Annotated in this window: 23 protein-coding genes; 21 read left to right on the plus strand and 2 right to left on the minus strand. The window is 52.7% G+C overall.

Going from position 1 to position 20,792, the window contains the following annotated elements; all coding sequences use genetic code 11:
- From ABJI30_RS07835 to sthA, 12 genes are all read left to right on the plus strand, one after another.
- Nucleotides 1-1,623 carry a flagellar hook-length control protein FliK gene (locus ABJI30_RS07835; protein WP_348016626.1) on the plus strand — a complete coding sequence of 541 codons (1,623 nt, stop codon included), beginning with the start codon at nt 1-3 and terminating at the stop codon, nt 1,621-1,623.
- 32 nt (nt 1,624-1,655) lie between these two features.
- Entirely contained in the window at nt 1,656-2,252 is a 597-nt protein-coding gene (locus ABJI30_RS07840; RefSeq protein ID WP_348016627.1) for a flagellar basal body-associated FliL family protein, read from the plus strand.
- A 22-nt stretch (nt 2,253-2,274) separates the two neighbouring features.
- The gene (locus ABJI30_RS07845; protein WP_348016628.1) at nt 2,275-3,201 is read left to right on the plus strand and encodes a flagellar motor switch protein FliM; all 927 of its coding nucleotides are present in this window, start codon (nt 2,275-2,277) and stop codon (nt 3,199-3,201) included.
- Between the two features lie 2 nt (nt 3,202-3,203).
- Complete coding sequence (fliN, locus tag ABJI30_RS07850; RefSeq protein ID WP_348016629.1) at nt 3,204-3,557, plus strand: flagellar motor switch protein FliN; 354 nt, start codon at nt 3,204-3,206, stop codon at nt 3,555-3,557.
- Nucleotides 3,557-3,871, plus strand: a complete 315-nt coding sequence (locus ABJI30_RS07855) for a flagellar biosynthetic protein FliO (RefSeq protein ID WP_348016630.1) — start codon at nt 3,557-3,559, stop codon at nt 3,869-3,871. Before fliN ends, ABJI30_RS07855 begins: the two co-directional genes overlap by 1 nt.
- A complete protein-coding gene (fliP, locus tag ABJI30_RS07860) occupies nt 3,858-4,628 on the plus strand; it encodes a flagellar type III secretion system pore protein FliP (RefSeq protein WP_348016631.1) in 771 nt (256 codons plus the stop codon). Before ABJI30_RS07855 ends, fliP begins: the two co-directional genes overlap by 14 nt.
- 4 nt (nt 4,629-4,632) lie before the next feature.
- On the plus strand, nt 4,633-4,905 hold the full coding sequence (locus tag ABJI30_RS07865; protein ID WP_348016632.1) for a flagellar biosynthetic protein FliQ: 273 nt from the start codon (nt 4,633-4,635) through the stop codon (nt 4,903-4,905).
- Entirely contained in the window at nt 4,902-5,684 is a 783-nt protein-coding gene (gene fliR / locus ABJI30_RS07870; protein ID WP_348016633.1) for a flagellar biosynthetic protein FliR, read from the plus strand. Before ABJI30_RS07865 ends, fliR begins: the two co-directional genes overlap by 4 nt.
- Nucleotides 5,684-6,835 (plus strand): flagellar type III secretion system protein FlhB, encoded by a 1,152-nt coding sequence (locus tag ABJI30_RS07875; RefSeq protein ID WP_348016634.1) that lies wholly within the window; start codon nt 5,684-5,686, stop codon nt 6,833-6,835. The genes fliR and ABJI30_RS07875 overlap by 1 nt, the downstream gene beginning before the upstream one ends.
- Nucleotides 6,836-6,921: 86 nt before the next feature.
- The gene (fliD, locus tag ABJI30_RS07880; RefSeq protein ID WP_348016635.1) at nt 6,922-8,319 is read left to right on the plus strand and encodes a flagellar filament capping protein FliD; all 1,398 of its coding nucleotides are present in this window, start codon (nt 6,922-6,924) and stop codon (nt 8,317-8,319) included.
- Nucleotides 8,320-8,343: 24 nt separating this feature from the next.
- Nucleotides 8,344-8,730 (plus strand): flagellar export chaperone FliS, encoded by a 387-nt coding sequence (locus tag ABJI30_RS07885; protein WP_348025423.1) that lies wholly within the window; start codon nt 8,344-8,346, stop codon nt 8,728-8,730.
- Between the two features lie 124 nt (nt 8,731-8,854).
- Nucleotides 8,855-10,312: a Si-specific NAD(P)(+) transhydrogenase gene (sthA, locus tag ABJI30_RS07890; RefSeq protein WP_348016637.1), complete on the plus strand. Its 1,458-nt coding sequence runs from the start codon at nt 8,855-8,857 to the stop codon at nt 10,310-10,312.
- A gap of 15 nt (nt 10,313-10,327) precedes the next feature.
- Here sthA and ABJI30_RS07895 read toward each other — a convergent pair whose 3' ends face one another.
- The gene (locus tag ABJI30_RS07895) at nt 10,328-11,404 is read right to left on the minus strand and encodes a sigma-54 dependent transcriptional regulator (RefSeq protein ID WP_348016638.1); all 1,077 of its coding nucleotides are present in this window, start codon (nt 11,402-11,404) and stop codon (nt 10,328-10,330) included.
- Nucleotides 11,405-12,279: 875 nt separating this feature from the next.
- On the opposite strand from ABJI30_RS07895, the gene ABJI30_RS07900 reads away from it, so the two are divergent.
- The 7 genes from ABJI30_RS07900 (at nt 12,280) to ABJI30_RS07930 (ending at nt 16,078) form a co-directional block, all read left to right on the plus strand.
- Entirely contained in the window at nt 12,280-12,459 is a 180-nt protein-coding gene (locus tag ABJI30_RS07900) for a hypothetical protein (RefSeq protein ID WP_348016639.1), read from the plus strand.
- Nucleotides 12,460-12,652: 193 nt separating this feature from the next.
- A complete protein-coding gene (locus tag ABJI30_RS07905) occupies nt 12,653-13,258 on the plus strand; it encodes a hypothetical protein (RefSeq protein ID WP_348016640.1) in 606 nt (201 codons plus the stop codon).
- A gap of 338 nt (nt 13,259-13,596) precedes the next feature.
- A complete protein-coding gene (locus ABJI30_RS07910) occupies nt 13,597-14,157 on the plus strand; it encodes a helix-turn-helix transcriptional regulator (RefSeq protein WP_348016641.1) in 561 nt (186 codons plus the stop codon).
- 58 nt (nt 14,158-14,215) lie between these two features.
- Nucleotides 14,216-14,578: a hypothetical protein gene (locus tag ABJI30_RS07915; RefSeq protein WP_348016642.1), complete on the plus strand. Its 363-nt coding sequence runs from the start codon at nt 14,216-14,218 to the stop codon at nt 14,576-14,578.
- Nucleotides 14,579-14,626: 48 nt separating this feature from the next.
- Nucleotides 14,627-15,049, plus strand: coding sequence for a hypothetical protein (locus tag ABJI30_RS07920; protein WP_348025424.1), 423 nt, complete (start codon nt 14,627-14,629; stop codon nt 15,047-15,049).
- The gene (locus ABJI30_RS07925; protein ID WP_348025307.1) at nt 14,968-15,750 is read left to right on the plus strand and encodes a JAB domain-containing protein; all 783 of its coding nucleotides are present in this window, start codon (nt 14,968-14,970) and stop codon (nt 15,748-15,750) included. The genes ABJI30_RS07920 and ABJI30_RS07925 overlap by 82 nt, the downstream gene beginning before the upstream one ends.
- 1 nt (nt 15,751) lies before the next feature.
- On the plus strand, nt 15,752-16,078 hold the full coding sequence (locus ABJI30_RS07930) for a hypothetical protein (RefSeq protein WP_348025425.1): 327 nt from the start codon (nt 15,752-15,754) through the stop codon (nt 16,076-16,078).
- Here the strand turns inward: ABJI30_RS07930 and ABJI30_RS07935 are convergent.
- Nucleotides 16,048-16,269, minus strand: coding sequence for a hypothetical protein (locus ABJI30_RS07935; protein WP_348016646.1), 222 nt, complete (start codon nt 16,267-16,269; stop codon nt 16,048-16,050). The two genes, ABJI30_RS07930 and ABJI30_RS07935, sit on opposite strands and share 31 nt — an antisense overlap.
- A 291-nt stretch (nt 16,270-16,560) precedes the next feature.
- Here ABJI30_RS07935 and ABJI30_RS07940 point away from each other — a divergent pair, with 291 nt between their 5' ends.
- On the plus strand, nt 16,561-18,693 hold the full coding sequence (locus ABJI30_RS07940) for an alpha-galactosidase (RefSeq protein WP_348016647.1): 2,133 nt from the start codon (nt 16,561-16,563) through the stop codon (nt 18,691-18,693).
- A 362-nt stretch (nt 18,694-19,055) separates the two neighbouring features.
- A partial coding sequence (locus tag ABJI30_RS07945; protein WP_348016648.1) for a hypothetical protein occupies nt 19,056-20,792 on the plus strand: 1,737 nt, incomplete at its 3' end.

Genomic DNA, 20,792 nt, shown 5'->3' on the forward strand with positions numbered 1-20,792 from the left:
ATGGAAATCTCTTTTTTGAAATCCCTGACGGGTCCTGCATTGGACAAAGTTTCGCATGTCGCGTCATCTGGCACGCTTCCTGCTTTTCCAGAGGGCATGTTGAAAGAGGACACCCGACCTGACAGCGCAGCCTTGCAAGAGGAAGGCCGCAGCGGCTTGGCTGGTCCAAACGCTAAAACCGACGGATTGACCGTCAGCGGAACTGGCAATTTGCCGGATAAGCCGCTGGTTTACGATACTCCCGGTGACAAGCCGGATCGTTCGGCATTGCAGATTCCCGATATCGTTCTCTATCCTGGAGCGCGGCCGGAAAAAGCGCCCGAAACGATGCCAGCCCGACCGGTTGTCGAACCCGCCATATTGGCTCCGCAAACTGATGATGGCAATGTCGTAAAATTGTCTGATATCGACCCAGAGTCGAAAATCATGCCATATGGCAATACCGGTTCTGATGGTGCGGGCGAGGCAGACGTTCCGGCCCGGCCCGACCAATTGACCGGGTCCGATCCATCCCGTCAGCGGCCGCGTCCCGGCCCGACTGTGCTACCAGTTCAACAAGAACCGGCCAGTCCTGTTCCCTCTGGCCCCAATCCCGTCACTGGCACGGCGGCCGGAGAAGTTGTTGGAAATTCAGGAACGGCTGCTGATCGGTCTCCCAAACTTGCGATTCCGATCAACGAGATGCCGGCACCGAAAACCTCCTCTGCCGAACGCCCGTCAGCGGGCTTTTCCAGCGTCCCTGGTCAGACACCGCCAACTGTCGCTGACGAGGGATCAAACAGGCAGGCCGTTGCGTCCCAACGTCAGGAACCTGATTCCGATTATACGCAGCAATCGGCAAAATCCGATCCATCCATTGGAACTGGCCAGACGAAACAGGTTTCCGGAAACGTTGAAACCCTCTCATCGCCACCGGTTGCCGGAAGTGCCGGAAGAACAGGTTCAAAAAATAGCGCTGATTCGAGCCCGGTTCCGATGACTGTCGAACCTGATGTCATCGAGCCCGAGATGAAGCAAAATGCTGAATCTGGCGTGGCAGCATTTAATTCGCTGGCAGGATGGCGTCCGAAACAGACGGTAACCGGAGATGTGGTTGCGGGACTGGCCATTGGGCCTGCGCGTGCAACCGCCGCTGCAACGGGCAATGCGTCGGTGCAGAACAATCCGGTGCCGCTGGCGAGCAATGCGGGCGAAGTTGTCCTCGAATTTGACGCAAATTTTATCGATAATCTGACAAGAGAAATTTCAAATATCGCCCAGGCCAAAGGCATTGCGCGCTTTGCGTTGAAGCCTGAACATCTCGGGCGGATTGATGTTGAGATCCGTGGCGGCGAACAGGGTGACGATATCAAAGTGACCGCTGAAACGGATGCGATCAGACAGCTGCTGGTTCAGTCACTTTCGCGTCTTGAACAGGAGATCCGCCTGAACGGTCAGAAGCTGGCGGGCGTCGAAATCGGAACCAACCTCAATCAGAGCCAGGAACAGAATGCGCGGGATACCGCGTCATCAAATGGTCTGAAACCAGGTCAGGTTTCGGGATCGGCGGAAGACCAGGACGCACAGCAATATTCACCCGGTAGCGACTCCGGTCACACCAGCTCTGGTGCGCGATACGCGTAAACCGGAACGAAACATTCAAACGGAGATAACCAATGGCTGACAAGGAAAAGCCCGAAGAACTGGAAGAAGAAAGCAAGCCGAAGGGCGGCAAGATGAAGAAGATCATCATGATCCTTCTTGTCGTTCTTGTCGTTGGCGGCGGCGGCGCAGCGGGCGGCTTTTTTGCTGCTGGCGCGATGGGTGGTGACGCAGATGGGGAAGAAGTGGATCCAAATGCGCCTATGCTTGTGCTCAAGGATGGAACAACCGTGGCCGATACGCGCAAGTCGTCCAAAAAAGATGGCAAAGCAAAAGCCACTCCAACCAGCGAGTATAAGGTCTCCTATCACCAGATAGAGCAGCCGTTCACATCCAATCTGCGCAACAGCAATAGTTTTGCGCAGGTCTCGCTTGCGATCTCAACCTATTATGACGAGCGGGTCGTGGAAAACATCCAGGCGCATGAAATTGCGATCCGTTCGGCGGTACTGATGTTGCTTGCGGAACAGGACCGGACCGAGCTGGAAACCCAGATGGGCAAGCAGGTGCTGCAGCAGAAACTGACAGATCGCATCAATCAGGTGCTGCAGGAAAAAGCCGGTTTCGGTGGTGTCGAAGATGCCTATTTCACCAATTTTGTCGTCCAGTAGTTTTTGATCGGAAGCAAGTCAGATGGCCACAGAGTCACAAGAAAGCGAAACGTCCAGCAAGCCATCGGGCACAAAGGACAAAACTGTGCACAGCTTTGCGATGCATCAGTCAGACCAGATCAACATGGTCCCGGGTTTTGAACGAATTGCAAAACTGTTTGCCGCCAGTGTTCAGAACTGTCTTGAAGAGATCGTGCCCGAAAAGCTTGAAGTCGAAGCGACGGAGACCAAACTGGAAGGTTATCAGAACTGGTGCGACAGCAAGGCCGGTTTTCTGGGTATGACCAAATTCCACATGCCGCCCTGCAAAGGTCAGCTGATGTTGGGGATTGAACCGGATATGGTGTCTCTGCTCGTAGACTCCTTCTATGGCGGAGGAAGCAAGAAGCCTGCGGAAGAACAGCAGGCTTTTACCCGCATGGAAGCGCAACTGCACAATCGTATAGCAGGAGATTTTTGCACGGCCCTGGCGACCAACTGGGGTTTGCACCAAGATTTCGATATCCGGATCACAGGCCATGAAACCAATCCCGCCTATGCCGCACTGGCAGCGCCTCAGGATATGGTATTGCGTCAATCGGTTTCCGTGAAATTCCCCGACTCCGCGGCACAGATTATAGACCTGCTCTATTCCATCGATGCGGTGCGTTATCTCGAAGTCATGCTGGAACCTTCTGTATCCGCATCATCCGATCAGGCTAATCCTGTCTGGCAATATGAATTGCACAAGGCGATGAACGAAGTTCGCCTGCCGGTGCGATCGATCCTGGCCCGGACGACCATGACATTGCCGCAGGTTGCCGAACTAAAAGCTGGCGACATTATTCCCATTCCCCCCGTGCGAAATCTGCCGCTGATTATCGGCGAAAAGGTGTTTGCCCGCGGGAGCCTGGGTGAACAGGACGGCTGCGCCGCCTATCAAATTGAAAAAATGGAACAAGGATCTTGACCATGAGTGACATGAATGAAGCGCCAACAATGGAAGATGCAGTAGTTGAGGTTGAGCCCGGCAATGAATTTCCGGACCAGCCAGAAGCTGCCAACTATCGGTTGCTGGCAGATATTCCGGTTCGCCTTTCGGTTGAAGTGGGCAGTGTATCGCTGAAAATAGCCAAAATCATGGAGTTGGGCGAAGGCCAGGTTGTCGAATTGGACCGGGAAGCTGATGCTCTGCTAGATATCAAGGTAAATGGCACGCTTGTTGCAAAGGGAGAGGTTGTGAATGTCAATGACCGCTTCGGCATCCGTGTCGTCGAGGTTGTGACGAACAATGTTTCGCATGCAAGGCTCGAAAGGCGTACTTAGTGACCTACTATATTGTTAAGCTTTTAATCATTTTGCCATTGATGGCCGGACTGATTTACGGAGCGCTCTGGCTCTATCGTAAATACCAGCCAGGATTGGCCCAGTCCCCATCCGACCGGGAACTGAAATGTGTTGAAAGCTTGCCAATGGGGACAGCCGGCAAATTGTCGATTATCGATTTTGCCGGACAGAAAGTCCTGATCTCGGTCACCCGATCGCAAATTACACATCTCGCCACAGCTGCAGCGAATGGAAGCAGGGATGCTTCCAAACCGGTTCGCAGTTTTGGGGAGATGCTCGATGAGAAGCTTTAACCGCTTCATACCAATATTGATTGCCTTGCTGGCCGCAACACTCGTTGCAACACCGGCATTTGCAGCAGCTGCCACACCATCTGGCGCCGTAACCAAGGCGCTTGGAGAAGTCGCAGGTGAGGGACGCCCGCTGTCGTTGTCTCTTCAGATTCTGATATTGATGAGCCTGCTCACAATATTGCCTTCTCTGATACTGATGATGACCAGCTTCACACGGATCATCATCGTTCTTTCCATTCTCCGTCAGGCAATCGGTCTGCAGCAAACGCCGCCGAACCAGGTCTTGGTCGGCCTAGCCCTGTTCCTGTCCCTTTTTGTGATGGCTCCGACAATCAGTACAATCAACGAACAGGCGATAGAACCTTATGGGCAGGATCAGATCAGCATTGAGGATGCGATTGAAGTGTCTGGCTCGGTTTTCCACAGTTTCATGATGAAGCAGACGCGCCAGTCGGATCTGAAATTGTTCATGGAGCTCGCCAAGGCTCCGGAGGTCGAAAATCCGGAAGACGTACCTTTTTCCGTGTTGCTGCCAGCTTATGTCACCAGTGAACTGAAAACAGCTTTTCAAATTGGCTTTCTGATCTTTCTGCCCTTTCTCGTAATCGATCTCGTTGTGGCATCAACGCTCATGGCTCTGGGTATGATGATGTTGTCACCGACAATCATATCCATGCCGTTCAAATTGCTTTTATTCGTGCTGGTCGACGGGTGGGCGTTGACGATGGGCAGCCTTGCCGGCTCGTTTGTGGTCTAACGCCATGGATCATACAGAATTTTTCATCGGAATTGCCCAACAAACTTTGTGGATCACCGCCTTGGCGGCCGCGCCCCTGCTTATTCCGGCGTTGATCACGGGTCTGTTGCTCGGCATGGTTCAGGCCGCAACATCGGTCAACGAACAGACCCTGAGTTTCGTACCCAAACTGATCATCGTTGCCATGATGCTGGCGCTGTTTGGTGGATCCATAATCTATCTGATCGTCGATTTTACGCATGAGATTTTCGATCGCATTCCTGATTTACTGCAATGATCGCTCCTGATTTTGCCGGATTTGAAGAGCAGTTGTGGCTCTGGTTGTTTGCGATGGTCCGACCCGGAGCGATGATGCTTGTGGCACCGATATTCTCGGCTGCCTCCATTCCCTTGCAATTGCGTCTGATCCTGTCGCTGGCGATTGGAATGGCCGGACTCAGCAGTGCAACTCTGGATATGCCCATAGACAATATCGTCAGTCTGCAAGGGGTGCTTTTCGTCGCAGGCGAGGTTCTCGTCGGCGCTGCGATCGGTTTCGCACTTCAAATTGGCTATTCTGCTGCTTTTGTAGCCGGTGAGGTCATCAGTAACGCCATGGGTCTCGGCTTTGCTATGATGGTCGACCCCCAGTCCGGCCAGTCGACACCGGTTGTCGGTAATTTTCTTTCAATCCTCGCAACCCTTCTTCTGCTGGCAATGGATGGTCATTTGATGCTGATTGCGATCGTCGTGAAAAGCTACGCGCTTCTTCCCCCGGGCGATGCATTTCTGTCTGTTGGCGCGATTGAAGGGCTCGTGAAATTTGGAGGGTCGTTATTCGCCATGGGACTGGTAATCGCTCTTCCTGTCGGCAGCGCCCTTATTCTGGTGCAGGTCATTATGGGGATGCTGGCGCGATCCGCTCCTTCGCTTAACCTGTTTGCAGTAGGTTTGCCTGTCGCGTTGCTCGGCGGCCTGACGCTGCTGGCGGTGACCGCTCCGATCATGGCAAACGCAATAATGCACGCGCTTCAGGACGGCCTCGGCCAGTCTGCCATGGTTGTGGGAGGGCACTAGTGGCAGAAGAACCACCAGGCGGCGGTGAAAAGACCGAAGCACCAACCCCCAAACGGCTGCTGGACAGCGTTAAAAAGGGTGATGTTCTGCAGTCCAAGGAACTGGGGACCGCAATGATTATTGCGGCCGGTACTGCGGCTTTCGGGATTTTCGGGCCAGTTTTGGTGGATAGCCTCAAAGCGATGCTGCGATCCGGATTGCGGGTCAATCAGCGTGACTTTGTGGATTTCAATCCATGGGAGCGAACTTTGACGCTGCTGTCCGAGATTGTCATGGCATTCGGTCTGTTGTTTGGACTGTTGATTGTCACAGCGATAGCGACGCCTGCGGTTTTGGGATCTCTGGGATTTCGCTGGACAGCCATGAAACCCAAACCTTCCAAGCTCAGCCCGGCGGCGGGATTGAAGCGAATGTTTGGTGTGAACAGCTTGATCGAACTGTCCAAATCACTGGCCAAAGTCGGGCTTATGGGTTCGATCGGAATGTGGCTGATCTGGACAAATTTGCCCAGCTTGATTCAACTCGGGAACGAAGAAATCGGGCGGTCGATCTCCGAATTTGGAAACTTTCTCATGCTGGCGTTGATGGGCATGGCTTTCTCCCTTGCCGTTATCGCCGGGATCGATGTTCCCGCCCAAATTTTCCAGCGCACGAAAAAACTGCGTATGACGAAACAGGAAGTGAAAGACGAGCACAAGGAAACCGAAGGCTCGCCAGAAGTAAAAGGCGCGATACAACGCAAGCGTCACGAAATTCTGGGTGCATCGGCGCGTCAGGCGGTGAAGGAAGCGACAGTCGTTCTCGCCAACCCGACCCACTTTACCGTCGCGCTGCGTTACCGCAGGGGATATGATGCCGTGCCGGTCGTTCTCGCCCGTGCCCGGGGTGCTGCCGCACTGGCGATGCGCGAACTGGCGGAAGCCGATGCGGTGCCGGTCCTGCAATATCCCGAACTCACCCGCGCCATCTACTTTACGTCCCGTGAAGGAATGGCGGTTGATGAACGGCTTTATGTCGCGATTGCGTCGGTTTTGGCCTGGCTTTTCCGGATGGATTCAAAAATGGCGAGCGAAATGGACCGTCCGCATATTGATCTTCCGGAAGACGTCAAATTTGATGCTGACGGCAATGCCATCGAAGGATCGAACTAAGCCCGTGCAGCGCCTTCAATTTTCTGCTGCACCGTGCCTAAACCTTGGCCTCGTCCAGCCGTTATTAAGGCCGAGAAGGAATTATTATGTTTGGTGATATTGCAAATATTATCGGTGCCGGTTCTGGTATCAACTCTTCGCAAGTCGTTGAAGATCTGGTCAATGCCACGCGGATTCCCCGGGAATCCCTGTTGTTTCAGAAGGAAAATCTGAACGGAGCCCGGATTTCTGCCGTGGCGTCGGCATCTTCTGCACTGGATACATTTGCCACCGCCTTGACGACTTTGCTGGACGGGCAAGGTTTTGCCGGTGATCTGGTTTCCAGCAATCCGACAATTGCATCTGTGGGAGTGATCAGCGGCATCCGGCCCGTCGGGTTGCCCGCCAAACTTGAAGTCAGCCAATTGGCTTCTCCGCAGCGTCTGGTGTCGGGCGCATCTGCAACATCCGGTACCGCCGTTGGCGAGGGGACGTTGACGATCACAACTGCTGCGGGAGATTTCGATGTTGTAATTGACAGTGACAATGACAGCCTTGCGGGTCTGGCCACTGCGATCAACGCTTCCGACAGCGGCGTGACCGCGACCATTATTACTGACAATAGCGGCGCCCGTCTTGTGCTCGAAGGCGAAGAGGGTCTGGATAATGGCTTCTCGATCGCCGCATCGAATCTTGCTCCGCCCAGCCTGCAGGCATTTGCCTATACAGATGCGTTGCCGGGCAGCATGACCAAAGTCGCGGATGCCGCCAATAGCGTTATTTCGGTTGATGGCATTGAAATGACGAACAGCAGCAATGAAATCGACGGTGCGATTACGGGCGTTCGGCTAAGTCTTCTTTCCGCCGAAATCGGAACGGAAGTGGTGATCAGTGGTGACCAGCCGGTCAGCACAGTCGGAACGCTCGTCAATGAATTTGTGGACGCTTATAATCAGCTGCGCGAAGGCCTGAATTCCGCCACTGCGCCGGGCCTGGCAGGTGCTTCTGGTGGCCCGCTGGCAGGCGACAGCGGAGTACGTGACATGATCCGCTCGCTCAGCCGGCTAAGCTCGACGGCCCTGACGGACAGCGGCGATTATCGCACGCTCGCTGACATCGGGGTCAGAACCAATAATGACGGCACACTAGTGGTGGATCAGACGCGTTTAACCGCCATATTGGAGGCTGATCCAGATGCGGTTGCGAAAATGCTGGAGCCGGCTGTTCAGGATGAATTCAATCCCGGCATTGCGGGCGCCTTGCAGACGATACGCGATAAACTGCAGTCTGATGAAGGCTCCCTGACGATATCAAAAGAACGTTACGATACGGTCGCAGAGAACCTGATTGTGCAACGCGAAAAACTGAATGAGAGTATTGAAGCATATCGTGCGCAACTCTCGCGAACCTTCTCTGACATGGATCGCCAACTGGCGGTCATCAACGCTACCCAAAGCTACCTGACGCAACAAATTGCCGTCTGGTCCAATGCCAACAATAACTGACGCTGATCCAGAAAGACCAGAAACATGCTTGCAAATTCTTATTCTAACAAGGCCATGCGCTACCAGAATGTTGGCCGTGAAAGCCATGTGGCAGGCGCGTCACCACATCAACTGATCGACATATTGTTTGACGAACTGATGCTCAAACTTGATCAGGCGCTGCGTTTTTACAACGCCGGTGAACTAGGCAGGGCGCTGGAGGCGCGCACCAAGGCGCTGGCCATTTTGTCCGGACTGCAGACCAGCCTGGATCATGAGCAGGGCGGTGAACTCGCTGCGGCTTTGATGGACATTTATATCGAAGCTGCTCGCCGGATCAATCAACCGCCCAGCGAGAAGTTGCCCGAGCAGATTAACTCATCAAAAGCGATGATCGCAGAAATCGCATCCGCGTGGAAAGCCATCGGGTGAGTGGCGAGCTCTGTTGCAGTCGGGTTGCCGATATCGCTGCCTGCAATGATATTTAGCGAGATTGAAAGCTAAAGTTTTTCTCGAGTCTGCCGTTCTCAAATATGGTTAACAAGGGAAAGCAGAAATGAGCAGTTATGATTTTGTGGTGATCGGCAGTGGTCCGGCGGGTCGGCGGGCAGCAATACAGGCTGCCAAGCTGAAAAAATCTGTTCTCGTGATCGACGATCGTGGCAGTGTCGGCGGCGTATCGGTCCATACCGGGACGATACCATCCAAAACATTGCGGGAATCTGTGCTCAATCTGACCGGCTGGCGCGAGCGGCAATTTTACAACCGACGCTCGACCGACAATCCGCAAACAAACTGTGCGGCCTTGAATTCAAGGTTGAGCAAGACATTGCTTCATGAAGTGGACATTCTCGAACAGCAATTTGCGCGGAACAATGTGCACACGCTGCAGGGGCGGGCGACATTTGTCGACAAGAATACTTTGCGGGTGGAACGCCGCGAAGCGGACCGGACGGCTGTTGAGTTGGTTACCGCGGAACGTGTTCTGGTCACCGTTGGCACGAAACCCTTTCGCCCGGATAACATCCCATTCAATAATCGTACGGTGCTCGACAGCGATGCCATTGTTTCGGACCTGACCATTCCGAAAAGCCTGACGGTGATTGGGGCTGGCGTGATCGGGATTGAATATGCCACCATTTTCAGCGCGCTCGATGTCCCAGTAACGTTGGTCGAACCACGCGATAGCTTTCTGGACTTTGTTGACCGCGAGGTAATCAGCAATTTCACACAGCAGTTGCTGGACCGAGGCATGTCTATCCGGCTGGGTTGTTCGGCTGAATCAATCGTGCTCGACGAGAATGACTGGCCGGTTGTGACGCTAAGTGACGGTCGTGTCGTCCGTTCGGAAATGCTGCTTTTTGCTGCTGGCCGCAAAGGTGCGACTGACGATCTGGGGCTGGAAAATCTCTCTCTGGAAGCGGATCATCGTGGACGCCTGGAGGTCAATCCGAAAACCATGCAAACCAAAGTGGACAATATCTATGCCGCTGGTGATGTCATCGGATTTCCGAGCCTAGCTTCCACATCAATGGAGCAAGGCAGAATTGCGGCCTGCCATGCGTTTAACGCACCCATGCCAGATGCACCGCATCATTTCCCCTATGGCATCTATGCCGTCCCTGAAATTTCAACCATCGGCTATTCCGAAGAAGAAGCCAAAGCCAAGGGTCTGTTGTTTGAATGCGGTGTGGCGCGATTGCGTGAAACATCTCGCGGACACATCATGGGGCTGCAATCAGGTATACTAAAATGTCTGTTCGAGCTGAAGACCGGCAAGTTGCTGGGCGTTCATGTGGTCGGAGAGGGAGCAACGGAGCTTGTTCACGTTGGTCAGGCTGTTCTCAACCTTGGCGGCGGGATCGATTTCTTCATGGAAAATACGTTCAATTATCCGACTCTTGCAGAAGCTTATAAAATCGCTGCGCTTGATGCCTGGAACCGCATGGCGCATGAACGAAGCGGTAAAGTCATCAAACTGAAGAAACGCAAGGTTGGCAAGAAAGCGGCCTGACAATCCATTCTGATATCAGGCGGGTTCAAGTTCCATTTTCTGCATTTTTTCAATGAATGTGGTCCGTGGCAAGCTGAGCAGCTTGGCGGCTTTTGATACTGTACCGCCGGCCTGTTCGAGAGCCTGTTGAATAAGACTTTGCTCTTCGCAGATCAGGTATTTTTTCATGTCAAAGCCTGAGCTGTTCAATTCAGGCATTTCCGAGAAACTAAACTGTGAACCGTTGGTCTCTCTGAGCTCTGCCACTTGATCGATCTTCTCCCGGACGGCTTTGGCCGGACGGGCGTGCTGTGCAAAAGTTTTGCCCAGCAAGATCTGAAGGTGGTCCGGTTCAATTTCCTGGCCGGGAAAGAACACACTCGCCCGTTCAACCACATTACGCAATTCCCGAACATTTCCGGGCCAGTTATAGTTGCAGAGCGCGTCCATTGTTTCGCGCCGGAATACTGGTCGTGCAGTGTCATCACCATTTTGCCGCAGAAAATGGTGAAGAAGCGATGGGATATCTTCGCGACGTTCATCAAGAGCTGTTATCTCGATAGGCAGAACAGACAGCCGATAGTACAGATCTTCGCGGAACGACCCATTTGCGATTGCCGCTTCAAGGTTTTGATGCGTGGCCGCTACGATCCGGGTATCGATTGCGATTTCCTGATCGCCTCCAACGCGGCGGATGCTTTTTTCTTCAAGGACACGCAGCAGGCGCACTTGCATATCCATGGGCATGTCACCGATTTCGTCGAGAAACAATGTTCCGCCCTGCGCCCGTTCAAAATGTCCAAGGCGCCGGCTCGTTGCGCCGGTAAAACTACCTTTTTCGTGCCCAAAAAGTTCGGCTTCGATGAGTTCTCTGGGTATCGCACCGCAGTTTACGGCGACAAACGGTTTGTCGGCTCTTGAAGATGCTGTGTGAAGTGTTTTGGCGATGACTTCCTTGCCGCAGCCGGACGGACCGGTAATCAGGACATTGGCCATCGTGTCGGCTGAAAATTTTACGAGTGTTCTGGTTTCCCGGATTGCATGACTGACGCCGATAATATGGCGCTCGATATTGTCCTGCTCTGTAACGGTACTGCTTAATGGTATTGCCATTTACTATCACCCAGAAATCAAAATCACGCTGACCCGAATTCCGGGCCGGAGAATGAAGCATGGTCCCCCACGAACCATGCTTCGATTTCTGGTCTTCCTCAGAGCTAGGATATTATAGTTAACAAAAGTTAAATGGAATCAAAGGGATCGAAACAAGCATGGAGAATTGTCCGAACGGGATCTAAATTGGTTCGATACCAATCTGGCTCTGGAAATGAAAAACAGCAGGCATGGCAAAGCCTGACATGTTTTTACAAATTTGTTGTAGACGCGAGGTTTGAAATTGCTAGAAGTGCGGCGCGCAGACGTTGATCTTGTTGAACGATATCTGCGCGCCGTGTTTGGTTAGAATGTGTCAGACCAGAAATTTGAAACATTGTAACCGTAAACGGCGTCGTGGGGACGCCGATGATGCGTGATATCACTAGCTCGATTCGGACCCAACAGAAGTTGGGTCCAAAATGGGTCAATTGCGCGCCAGTCCTTGCGAAGGTTTGTGAATTCAAGCGTTTTTTTGCACTAACTTCATGCAAAGGCCATCGTCTGCCAATCATCTTTTCAGCCCACTAATGTTACGTCAGGGACGCGAACCTGTCGAAGCCGGATTGTAATTCCGGCATATGATCATGCGAATTCGGAACTGGAATTGCTTGAGATGAGGCCCGAGACTGAACGAGTTATTGCGATTTCTGGCAATATTCTGGGCAAGAGGAACAGAATGGAACGAAAAAACGGGCTCTCTGATCAGTTGTACTTGTTGCAAAATTTTACCCTCATGGGTTCCGGCTAAGCGAAAAAATGGCAACTTATTCAGTAGCCTGTAACCTTACTGGAAATACCATCGAATAAAGTCACAACGGAGATGGAAAGACAAAATGCAGAAAGATACTGCGCATAACGAACTGATTGATCTGGTTGTGAAACTGGAAAATGTTCTGGGCCAACTTGATGCGCAGAATGCAAAGCTGGCCGCGATCAAAGTCGATGAAGCGATTGCGAGTTTGTGCGAATCTCACAATATTCCCCGGTCTCAGCGCAACAAGGTGGATTTCTAGCGATCTCGCTTGTGGCGCCTTTTGGGCTCCGATCCAGAATCATTCATCCATCAACTTCAGAATTCCTCTCCCCTAATGTAGATTAGAGAACCGGTACTGTTCAATTTATTGGACAATGCAGGTGGTTTGTCCTTTACGCTAACCGTTGATCGCTTTTGCGATGATCGACTGTTGACTGCTGGGGATGAACGTAATGGAATTTACCTATAAAGATGTCGTCGAGACATTCTGCATCAAGCATGAAATTTCATCAGAACGGAAAACCGCTTTCAAGGGACGGCTGCAACATTTCCAGAGGCAAGGTTTTCCTCCGGGAGTGAATACGGGAAAAGGAAAAGCAGCTTCCTATCGGTGGCGAGAATTGATCCTGCTGGGGCTGGCGCTTGAATATGCCGAAATTGGATCGACACCGGATCGCAGCATCAAGGAAGTCAGCAAGTTTAGTGATGTCCTGATTTCCGGCCTGTCCAATTCGCTTGTTGAGAGCGAGGTCTCGGAACAGGACAAACCTTCATTCCTGTGCATCGAGCTGTCTGCGCTGTTGCCTCTCAAGACCGAAGAAAACTGGAATCAGGAAATCAAAATTCTTTCTATTCGCGAAATGGGCGAGGTTTTCTCGGAATTTGGGGTTGCGACCATGCAATCACCCTATGCGATTATCGATCTGAGGCAATTTGTGGCGGGCCTGCTCACAAGTCTGGAGGAAGTGGTCGGTCACTCGCGTGCCGAAATCGTAAAAAGCCTAAAACTCTGGGCCAGGACGATATCGGACTATCACGATAATATCAGCGATTCCTAGCCAATTGGCGACCATTTCCATGGTGACGCAATAAATCCGCGAAAAATGTTAAAGTTCCGGTCCGTGCTTCCGTAATTAATATTCGAGGATGTTGCAAAGCAAGCGCATTGATCTCAGTCGGCTTTTAACCCCACCACAAATGTCCGGCTGGTATTTCGAGACATCAAGTTTCAAAATAAGGTCAATGCTCCGGTTGAGCGTCATTCGTGGAGCGAACTGAACCTGGCTGGTCCCGGGGTCAGTTCGCTCCGCAATCTCCTTCATTGCATTTAATTTCAATTGATCCGATCAATTGCGACGGCAAGCACCATCTGCTATTGCGCTTGCGGGGCAATCAAATGGACGACGGCTACATTCAGTATCATTTTGAAAAACTGACGGAGCCGCAGAAGCAATGTCTGCGGCTTGTTGCCGAGTTGATGTCATCAAAAGAAATCGCGCGGATACTGGATATATCCCATCATACGGTCGATCAGCGACTAAAGCGCGCCCAATCCATTTTGGGTGTTTCTGGGCGCGCCGAAGCGGCCCGGGCTTTGATGAGCCACGAAGCGCGACATCCTCAGGATGATCTGTCGGGATACGATGCTTTGGTACACCAAAGTTCGGAGGTTCCCAATTTTCGCTATGCGCGCAATGCAGATGCGTCAGTTGATGAATGGAGCCCGTCAGCCGACAGCGTCGAGACCGAATTGCGTGAACAGCAGCCATTCTTTTTTGAAAAGGCTGAAAATTCGCCCGAACAGTCTGCGCTTTTTTCGGCTTTGTTTGAAACCAAGAGAGAAAATCAACTTTCCACCGGTGCCAGGTTGGTAGTCATGCTGGCAATCGTGATTTCCGGGCTTGTCGCTTTTGCTCTGCTGGTCAATCTGGCTGAAGGGCTTTCGCGCTTAGTGTAAGATTTTTTCTTCTTCATGTTTCAGCATAATGCACTCAGTGAAGTGCCTGGAGTTGAGGATGTTGAAAAACCGTCTGTATGTCGCAAAAGATGTTACCGAAAAACTGACAGCCCTGGAAGCTGCCATTGATGACGCGCTGGTTTGTGCGGCCGAACTGACCACAGCGGTTTCCGCTGGCCGTCAAAAAGCCAATCTGTCCGCGGTGGTTGCGCAGGATGCGATCGGGCTGACCGGTGATTCGATAAAGTCACTCTATGATGCCCGCGCTCAGATCGTAGAGGCGCATGATGCTTTTGCCGTGGCTCGGGATCAGATGGGTTTGAAAACCTATGCAGGTGGCGCTTTGTGGAAAATATTGGATGAGACACCCGCTAACGAACAGCCTTCGGCGCGTGATATCGCGAAGAAGAAAGTAGCTTGAATTGCAACTCAGTTGACTGAGGTGACAACAACATGAGAGACACAGGGGATGGCCTTTTGGATTTTCCTTACTCTCATGTTGCTGGCTATCGCGATTGTCGTTCGACACGGACAGTTTGAGGAGCGTCTGGCACTTGCGACACTCGTCATCAACTTTGTGGGCACCCCGGTTCTATACTTGTTGGGCGGCGCAGACTGGTTGCAACCTCATGTTGGTATTTTCATTCTCGACAGCGCAGCATTTGTCATTCTGACAATTCTGGCATTGCGGAGTAAAAGGTTTTGGCCACTGCCGATCGCAGCCTTTCAGATGATTCCGGTGATGACGTTTTTCGTGTCGTCAGTGGGGGAAAATCTCAGATCATACGGACTGGGCGTGGCGCAAGGGTCATGGGGGTTCCTGCAATTGGCAATCCTGATCTGGGCGACAATCCGTACCAGACAGAGGCAAAAAATCGAATCCGGGATGTAAATGCGATCGCGCAGATCATGGAACCGATTTTGGGTGACGCCTCGAAATCGGAGGCTGAGAAGCTGGTTTCCAAATTTCGTTCCATTCGAGAACTGTTTCATTTTTTTGCGCACGCCGATGTCGGGTCGCTGAACTTCAACACTGCGGTCTCACGATATTTGCAAGTCGTAGCGCGATCCTTTTCCTACACTCTGGAGCGGGAAATGCTCAACGGTCCGGTGCTACCGGGCTCGAGAGCGGTTCATGAATATCTGTTCAACAGTTACGGAGCCGAAGAGAATGAAATATTTCGGGTTCTTTTTCTGGATGCTGCCAATCGATTGATCCAGGATAATGTGATGGCCACGGGAACGGTGGACCGAGTCAATATTCACGCACGTCATGTCATCAGGGATGCCCTGGATCTCAACGCGGTCGCGATTGTGCTGGTGCACAATCATCCTTCAGGCGACCCTCGTCCAAGCAGGGCAGATGTAGCGCTGACGAGAAATATTATTGCGGCATGTGCGCCGTTCGATTTGCGGATCGTGGATCATCTGATCGTCGCGAGTGGCGGCGTGTCCAGTTTGAAAGAAATGGGCTTGCTCGCGGCTGCGGAAAAATCCGCACCGTCCAGTCCAAGCCAGACTCACGATCGCGAAGCTGTCTCAACACTAAGCGGATGCTTCAGGGCGTTGCTGCAAACCATGAGGAAGATGTAAGTTGCCGAGATTGGAAAAATCAGAAAAATTTTACGGGATACTCACTGCTTGCGAACAGATGGTTGGCGGGCAGCAGACAAAAAATGTGCCGCTGGCGATCGGACTAAATCTGTATATCGCCAATTGTGCGGGTGACACTCTGGAACCGCATGACCTCGAAAGACTGGTGGGTGTGTCATCTTCCACACTTGAGCGCTATGTGGACATCATGGAGTCACAGGGGATGATTGAACGAACAGATCAATCCGGTCTGGTCTCGACCGAACTGAAACTGTCGCCTCAGATTTATGTCAGATTTCAGTCGTTGTTTGCAGATGATGTCGTCTGATCTTCAGGCTCGGACGTTTCTTGCGGTTGTGGCTTGCGAATATTCAATGAACAAATAGCATCATCGAGCTTGGCAGCAGTCAAATCTTCCTTGGCGATATCAAGCAATTGCAGTGCGCGTTCCATCAGCGCATTGGCTTCGTGCTTCATTTCGCACGGATCTTGGCATTCCTTGGCATCATCCGATGACATGCAACATCCCTGTTCACGTAAGGGAGCTGGCTTGATTTACCAAACCGCTTCCCCGGATCATGTGATTGACGAAAATTCCGCACTGTCAATCTGATCCAGTTTCTTCTTTTGTGTACAACGAAAGCAATTTTCGAAGTGCACGGGAGAAGGCTCTATCAGGGAAAAAGTAAAATGAAACAGAAAAACCGTCCATAGTGGTTTTTTCAATCAGGAAATCTTGGCAATATGTCGTTTTCTTTTTTCCGAGAAAGACGGTAACCTGTTCCGGCGTCAATAAACGAGGAGCATGGTTTGGATCATATTCGCATAGACGCTGGGGAGACCAGTCTGATCCTTGCCTGTGCACAGGCTAGTTCGCCGCGCATTGTCCACTGGGGGCGGTGGCTTTCGGACGCGGTGGTTGTTTCGGAACTGAATGTGCTTGCGACCAGGCAGCATGTGTTCGGCAGTGAACTCGATAATGTGGAACCCAGTCTGACAATGGAACCTGGTACCGGCTTCGCTGCCGCTGCCGGCCTTGCCGCGCATCGCGCCGGACAGGACTGGGGATCGCGCTTGCTTGTGGAAAAAGCTGAGCAAACCGGTTCCACGGCCACGATCCTCGCGCGCGATCCTGTCACGCAGGTCGGTATACAATATGGCTTTGGCGCGGACCCCGAGACGGGCCTGTTGCAGATCACGGCAGAGTTGACCAATCACGGAGACAGTCCTCTTGCGGTCGACCAGATGGCAACTTTGTGCCTTCCGATTCCACGGGAAATGACAGATATTATCAGCTTTTCCGGGCGTTGGGCGGGAGAGTTTTTTCGTGAACAGCTGGCAAGATTCCGGGGTACCTGGCTGCGCGAAAACCGACGCGGGCGCACCTCTCATGACAGTTTTCCAGGCGTAATCCTGTGCGAAGGAAAGACGGGAGAGCAAAGCGGTGAAGCCTACGGACTGCACCTGGCGTGGAGCGGCAATCACCAGATTCGTGTCGATACGCTGGGCAGCGGCGATGTTGTGACTTCGCTGGGCGCGTTTCTGTATCCCGGAGAGATTATACTGGCTCCGGGCGAAAGCTATCGCAGTCCGGCCATTGTCGCAGGTTATACAAGCCAGGGCCTGTCTGCACTCAGTCGGCAGTTTCACACTCATGCGCGCGACAAGCTGCTGCGTCCTGACGTTCGATCTCGTCCGCGACCCGTTCACTATAACAGCTGGGAGGCGGTCTATTTCGATCATGATATCGACCAGCTCAAGGCGATGGCGAGCAAGGCAGCGGAGGTCGGCGTCGAGCGGTTTGTGCTGGATGACGGCTGGTTCGGATCGCGCCGCAATGACCGGTCGGGACTCGGGGACTGGATCGTGTCAGACGACGTTTATCCCGAAGGACTGGCGCCGCTTGTTGATCATGTCACCGCACTCGGGATGGAAATGGGCATCTGGTTTGAACCGGAAATGGTCAATCCCGACAGCGACCTGTATCGCGCTCATCCCGACTGGGTGTTGCAAATTGAGGCTGTGGAGCAAGTGCCTTTTCGGCATCAACTGGTACTGGACATCTCGCGGCCGGAAGTGGCCGACTATCTGTTTGAGAAGATCGATGCGATCCTTGGCAGTCATAAAATCGGCTATGTCAAATGGGACATGAACCGCGACCTCAATCATCCCGGTGGACAGGATGGACAGCCCAACGCCTTCGCCCAGGTGCAGGCACTGTATGATTTGATCGAGCGTATTCGGGATGCTCATCCCACAGTTGAGATTGAAAGCTGTTCCTCCGGCGGCGGGCGCGCGGATTTTGGCATCCTCGCCCATAGCGACCGGATTTGGACATCGGACAGTAATGACGCGCGCGATCGACAGTCCATTCAGCGTGGTGCGAGTTTCTTCTTTCCGCTGAACGTTATCGGTTCCCATGTCGGTCCGCGCCAGTGCCATATTACCGGACGCACCCTGACGATGGAGATGCGTGCAGCGACCGCGATGATCGGTCATATGGGCGCGGAGCTGAACCTGCTGACCGAACCGGCGGCCGATCTGGAAACGCTCAAGGCCGCGATCGCGTTATACAAAGAGCATCGCCAACTGCTGCACAGCGGGGACATGTACCGCCTCGATAGCGCAGAGAGTTTGAACATTTCGGGCATTGTTGCGACGGACAAAAGCCAAGCGCTCTACTCGGTGGCTTGCATGACGAGCCAAGCCGAAACCTTCCTGCCGCGGCTGAAATTGGCCGGCCTGGATGCGGCCAGGCGATACCGGATCAAGCTGATCTGGCCACAGGGCTGGCGTTCGATCACGTCGCCGTCGATTGTCGACGCGATGGACCTCACGAACGAGGGCAGCGTGCACAGCGGCGAGGCATTGCAGACCCTCGGATTGCAGTTGCCGACCGCCTTTCCGGAGACGGTGCTGCTGTTTCATCTGGGGACGGAATAGCAAGGGCAGATTCAGACTGGCTGTGCAAATGGCCGTTTTGTCCGCAAAAGCAAAGTTTGAGGACAACAATCCTGGCTGTCCTCCTGGTCCCAACCAAATTGCGATTTATTCTGCGTCGTTCATCAGGAAATGACGAAATTATTTAGTAAATATAGCGTTAAAATACAGAGCATCTGCAAGCATCGAATTCCGCAACAAGCCACTGATCAGGGACAGTTGTCCGCTTCTGATCGAGGGATTGAATCTGCGTAGAGTTTTAACGGTTTGAGATATTCGGACAATGTCCGCCGTAACACTTAACTTTTGTGCAAATTTGAACAACCCGCGTGACGAAGAGGAGGTTTATAAGGGGTTAGCGTAAAATGGGTATCGAGACAAATTCTGTATATGGTTATGCCGGGAATCATGCCGGAAATGGTGAAAATTCAACGGACCCAGATCTCCCCTCGAAAAAACGAAAATCCCGAACCTTGCTCGCTACCACATCGGCGGCAATGCTTTCCGTTGCACTGGCCAGCGGAGCGAGTGCTCAGACTGTCCCGACCGGATGTGACCCCAGTACCGCCATCAATGGCAGCGCAATTATTTGTGTTGTGGCGTCCCCCGACACGATTGATCCGATCGAGACCAATGTTGATGATTTGACCATCACAATAGGTGATGACACGACACCCACGACCGTAAATGACGATACGGTTCCAGCCAATGCCGCAATCGAGATGGTTGGCGGCGGCGCGCAAACGCTCAACATCATCAATTCCGGGAGCAATGTCACGGGTTCCACTGATGCAATCAAGGTTGAAATTACAGGCGGAACGGGTGATCTTGCCGTCAATGTTGCCGGTTCCATCAATGCGGGTGATGATGGCCTCGATATCGACAATGCGGGCTTTGGTAGCACGGTAGTTTCGGTGGCTTCGGTCTATGCAACGTCCGATGATGGTATCGATATCGATACAGACTTGGATTCCGGTGACGTCAGGGTTGGGGCAACCGGGCATGTCGATGGAGGCGATGAAGGCATTGACATTTTTAACTATGGATACGGTTCTGTTACCGTCACAACCGCGCAAGTCACTGGTCGTGATGGCGATGGCATATTTGTCTATTCTTATGGAGATGGTGACATTGCCATCGATAGCACAGGTGGTACGGTTAGCGGGGACAACGATGGCATAAGCGCGTCTTCCGATTTTGGCGGCGATGTTTCGATCAGTGCTGCATCGGTAACTGGAGAAAACCGGATTGGGATATATGGCTACTCTTGGGGCGGATCGATATCGATAACCAGCTTGACCGGTGCCATAAACGGCGGAGAAGTTGGTATTTTTGCTGACGCTGAAGGTCCTGCAGGCGGTGATATTAGCATAGAGACAGGGGGCAATGTTTCCGGCGGCGAAGCAGGAATTGTTGCATTCGGCTTTGGCGCGATCAACATTGATGCCAATGCGGTTTCCAACTCTGATGCAAATGGTCGAGACGGAATATATGCCAAAACCGAAGATGGCGCAGGCGATATCACGATCAGCGCCAATCAAGTGACCAGTCGGCAATATGGTATTCAATCTTATCAGTATGGTACTGGCAGTAACTCTGTCACGGTTGGTACCGTCAGCACGACTTTAGATGATGGCATATACGCGCTAAATGATACCGAAGCCGGAGACCTGACGGTGACGGCTACAGGTTTGGTTACGGCCGGAGATGATGGATTTGAAATACGGAATAACGGGATTGGTGCAACCGGAATATATGCGGATGCGATTTCGGCGATCGACGACGGGATTGAAATCGACACAGCTGCGACAACAACCAGCGTCACGGTCGTAACGTCAGGAGATATTGCGGGCGAAGCCGGAGACGGCATTGACGTAAACCATTTGGGCACAGGCGCGGTTGCGGTGACAGTAGCGAATGTCACTGGCGGCGATACCGGCATCCGCACTGTTGCTGCCACGGGCACGACAACGATCACCTTGGGTTCGACGGCTGTTGTGACCGGTCGGTCCGGTGCGGGCATAGATGCGTCTTCTACTGGCGCTTTGGCTGCTATCACGGTGCAGGGCAGTTCGGGCGATGTGATTGGCGCTACGGACGGG

The sequence above is a fragment of the Parasphingorhabdus sp. genome (assembly GCF_039968395.1).
Classification (GTDB): Bacteria; Pseudomonadota; Alphaproteobacteria; order Sphingomonadales; family Sphingomonadaceae; genus Parasphingorhabdus.

Bases quoted from the DNA above. Each gene is read 5' to 3' on its own strand.
- ABJI30_RS07835 (WP_348016626.1), top strand. From the start codon at position 1: ATGGAAATCTCTTTTTTGAAATCCCTGACGGGTCCTGCATTGGACAAA.
- ABJI30_RS07840 (WP_348016627.1), top strand. From the start codon at position 1,656: ATGGCTGACAAGGAAAAGCCCGAAGAACTGGAAGAAGAAAGCAAGCCG.
- ABJI30_RS07845 (WP_348016628.1), top strand. From the start codon at position 2,275: ATGGCCACAGAGTCACAAGAAAGCGAAACGTCCAGCAAGCCATCGGGC.
- fliN (WP_348016629.1), top strand. From the start codon at position 3,204: ATGAGTGACATGAATGAAGCGCCAACAATGGAAGATGCAGTAGTTGAG.
- fliP (WP_348016631.1), top strand. From the start codon at position 3,858: ATGAGAAGCTTTAACCGCTTCATACCAATATTGATTGCCTTGCTGGCC.
- ABJI30_RS07865 (WP_348016632.1), top strand. From the start codon at position 4,633: ATGGATCATACAGAATTTTTCATCGGAATTGCCCAACAAACTTTGTGG.
- fliR (WP_348016633.1), top strand. From the start codon at position 4,902: ATGATCGCTCCTGATTTTGCCGGATTTGAAGAGCAGTTGTGGCTCTGG.
- fliD (WP_348016635.1), top strand. From the start codon at position 6,922: ATGTTTGGTGATATTGCAAATATTATCGGTGCCGGTTCTGGTATCAAC.
- ABJI30_RS07885 (WP_348025423.1), top strand. From the start codon at position 8,344: ATGCTTGCAAATTCTTATTCTAACAAGGCCATGCGCTACCAGAATGTT.
- sthA (WP_348016637.1), top strand. From the start codon at position 8,855: ATGAGCAGTTATGATTTTGTGGTGATCGGCAGTGGTCCGGCGGGTCGG.
- ABJI30_RS07895 (WP_348016638.1), bottom strand. From the start codon at position 11,404: ATGGCAATACCATTAAGCAGTACCGTTACAGAGCAGGACAATATCGAG.
- ABJI30_RS07900 (WP_348016639.1), top strand. From the start codon at position 12,280: ATGCAGAAAGATACTGCGCATAACGAACTGATTGATCTGGTTGTGAAA.
- ABJI30_RS07905 (WP_348016640.1), top strand. From the start codon at position 12,653: ATGGAATTTACCTATAAAGATGTCGTCGAGACATTCTGCATCAAGCAT.
- ABJI30_RS07910 (WP_348016641.1), top strand. From the start codon at position 13,597: ATGGACGACGGCTACATTCAGTATCATTTTGAAAAACTGACGGAGCCG.
- ABJI30_RS07915 (WP_348016642.1), top strand. From the start codon at position 14,216: ATGTTGAAAAACCGTCTGTATGTCGCAAAAGATGTTACCGAAAAACTG.
- ABJI30_RS07920 (WP_348025424.1), top strand. From the start codon at position 14,627: ATGGCCTTTTGGATTTTCCTTACTCTCATGTTGCTGGCTATCGCGATT.
- ABJI30_RS07925 (WP_348025307.1), top strand. From the start codon at position 14,968: ATGGGGGTTCCTGCAATTGGCAATCCTGATCTGGGCGACAATCCGTAC.
- ABJI30_RS07935 (WP_348016646.1), bottom strand. From the start codon at position 16,269: ATGTCATCGGATGATGCCAAGGAATGCCAAGATCCGTGCGAAATGAAG.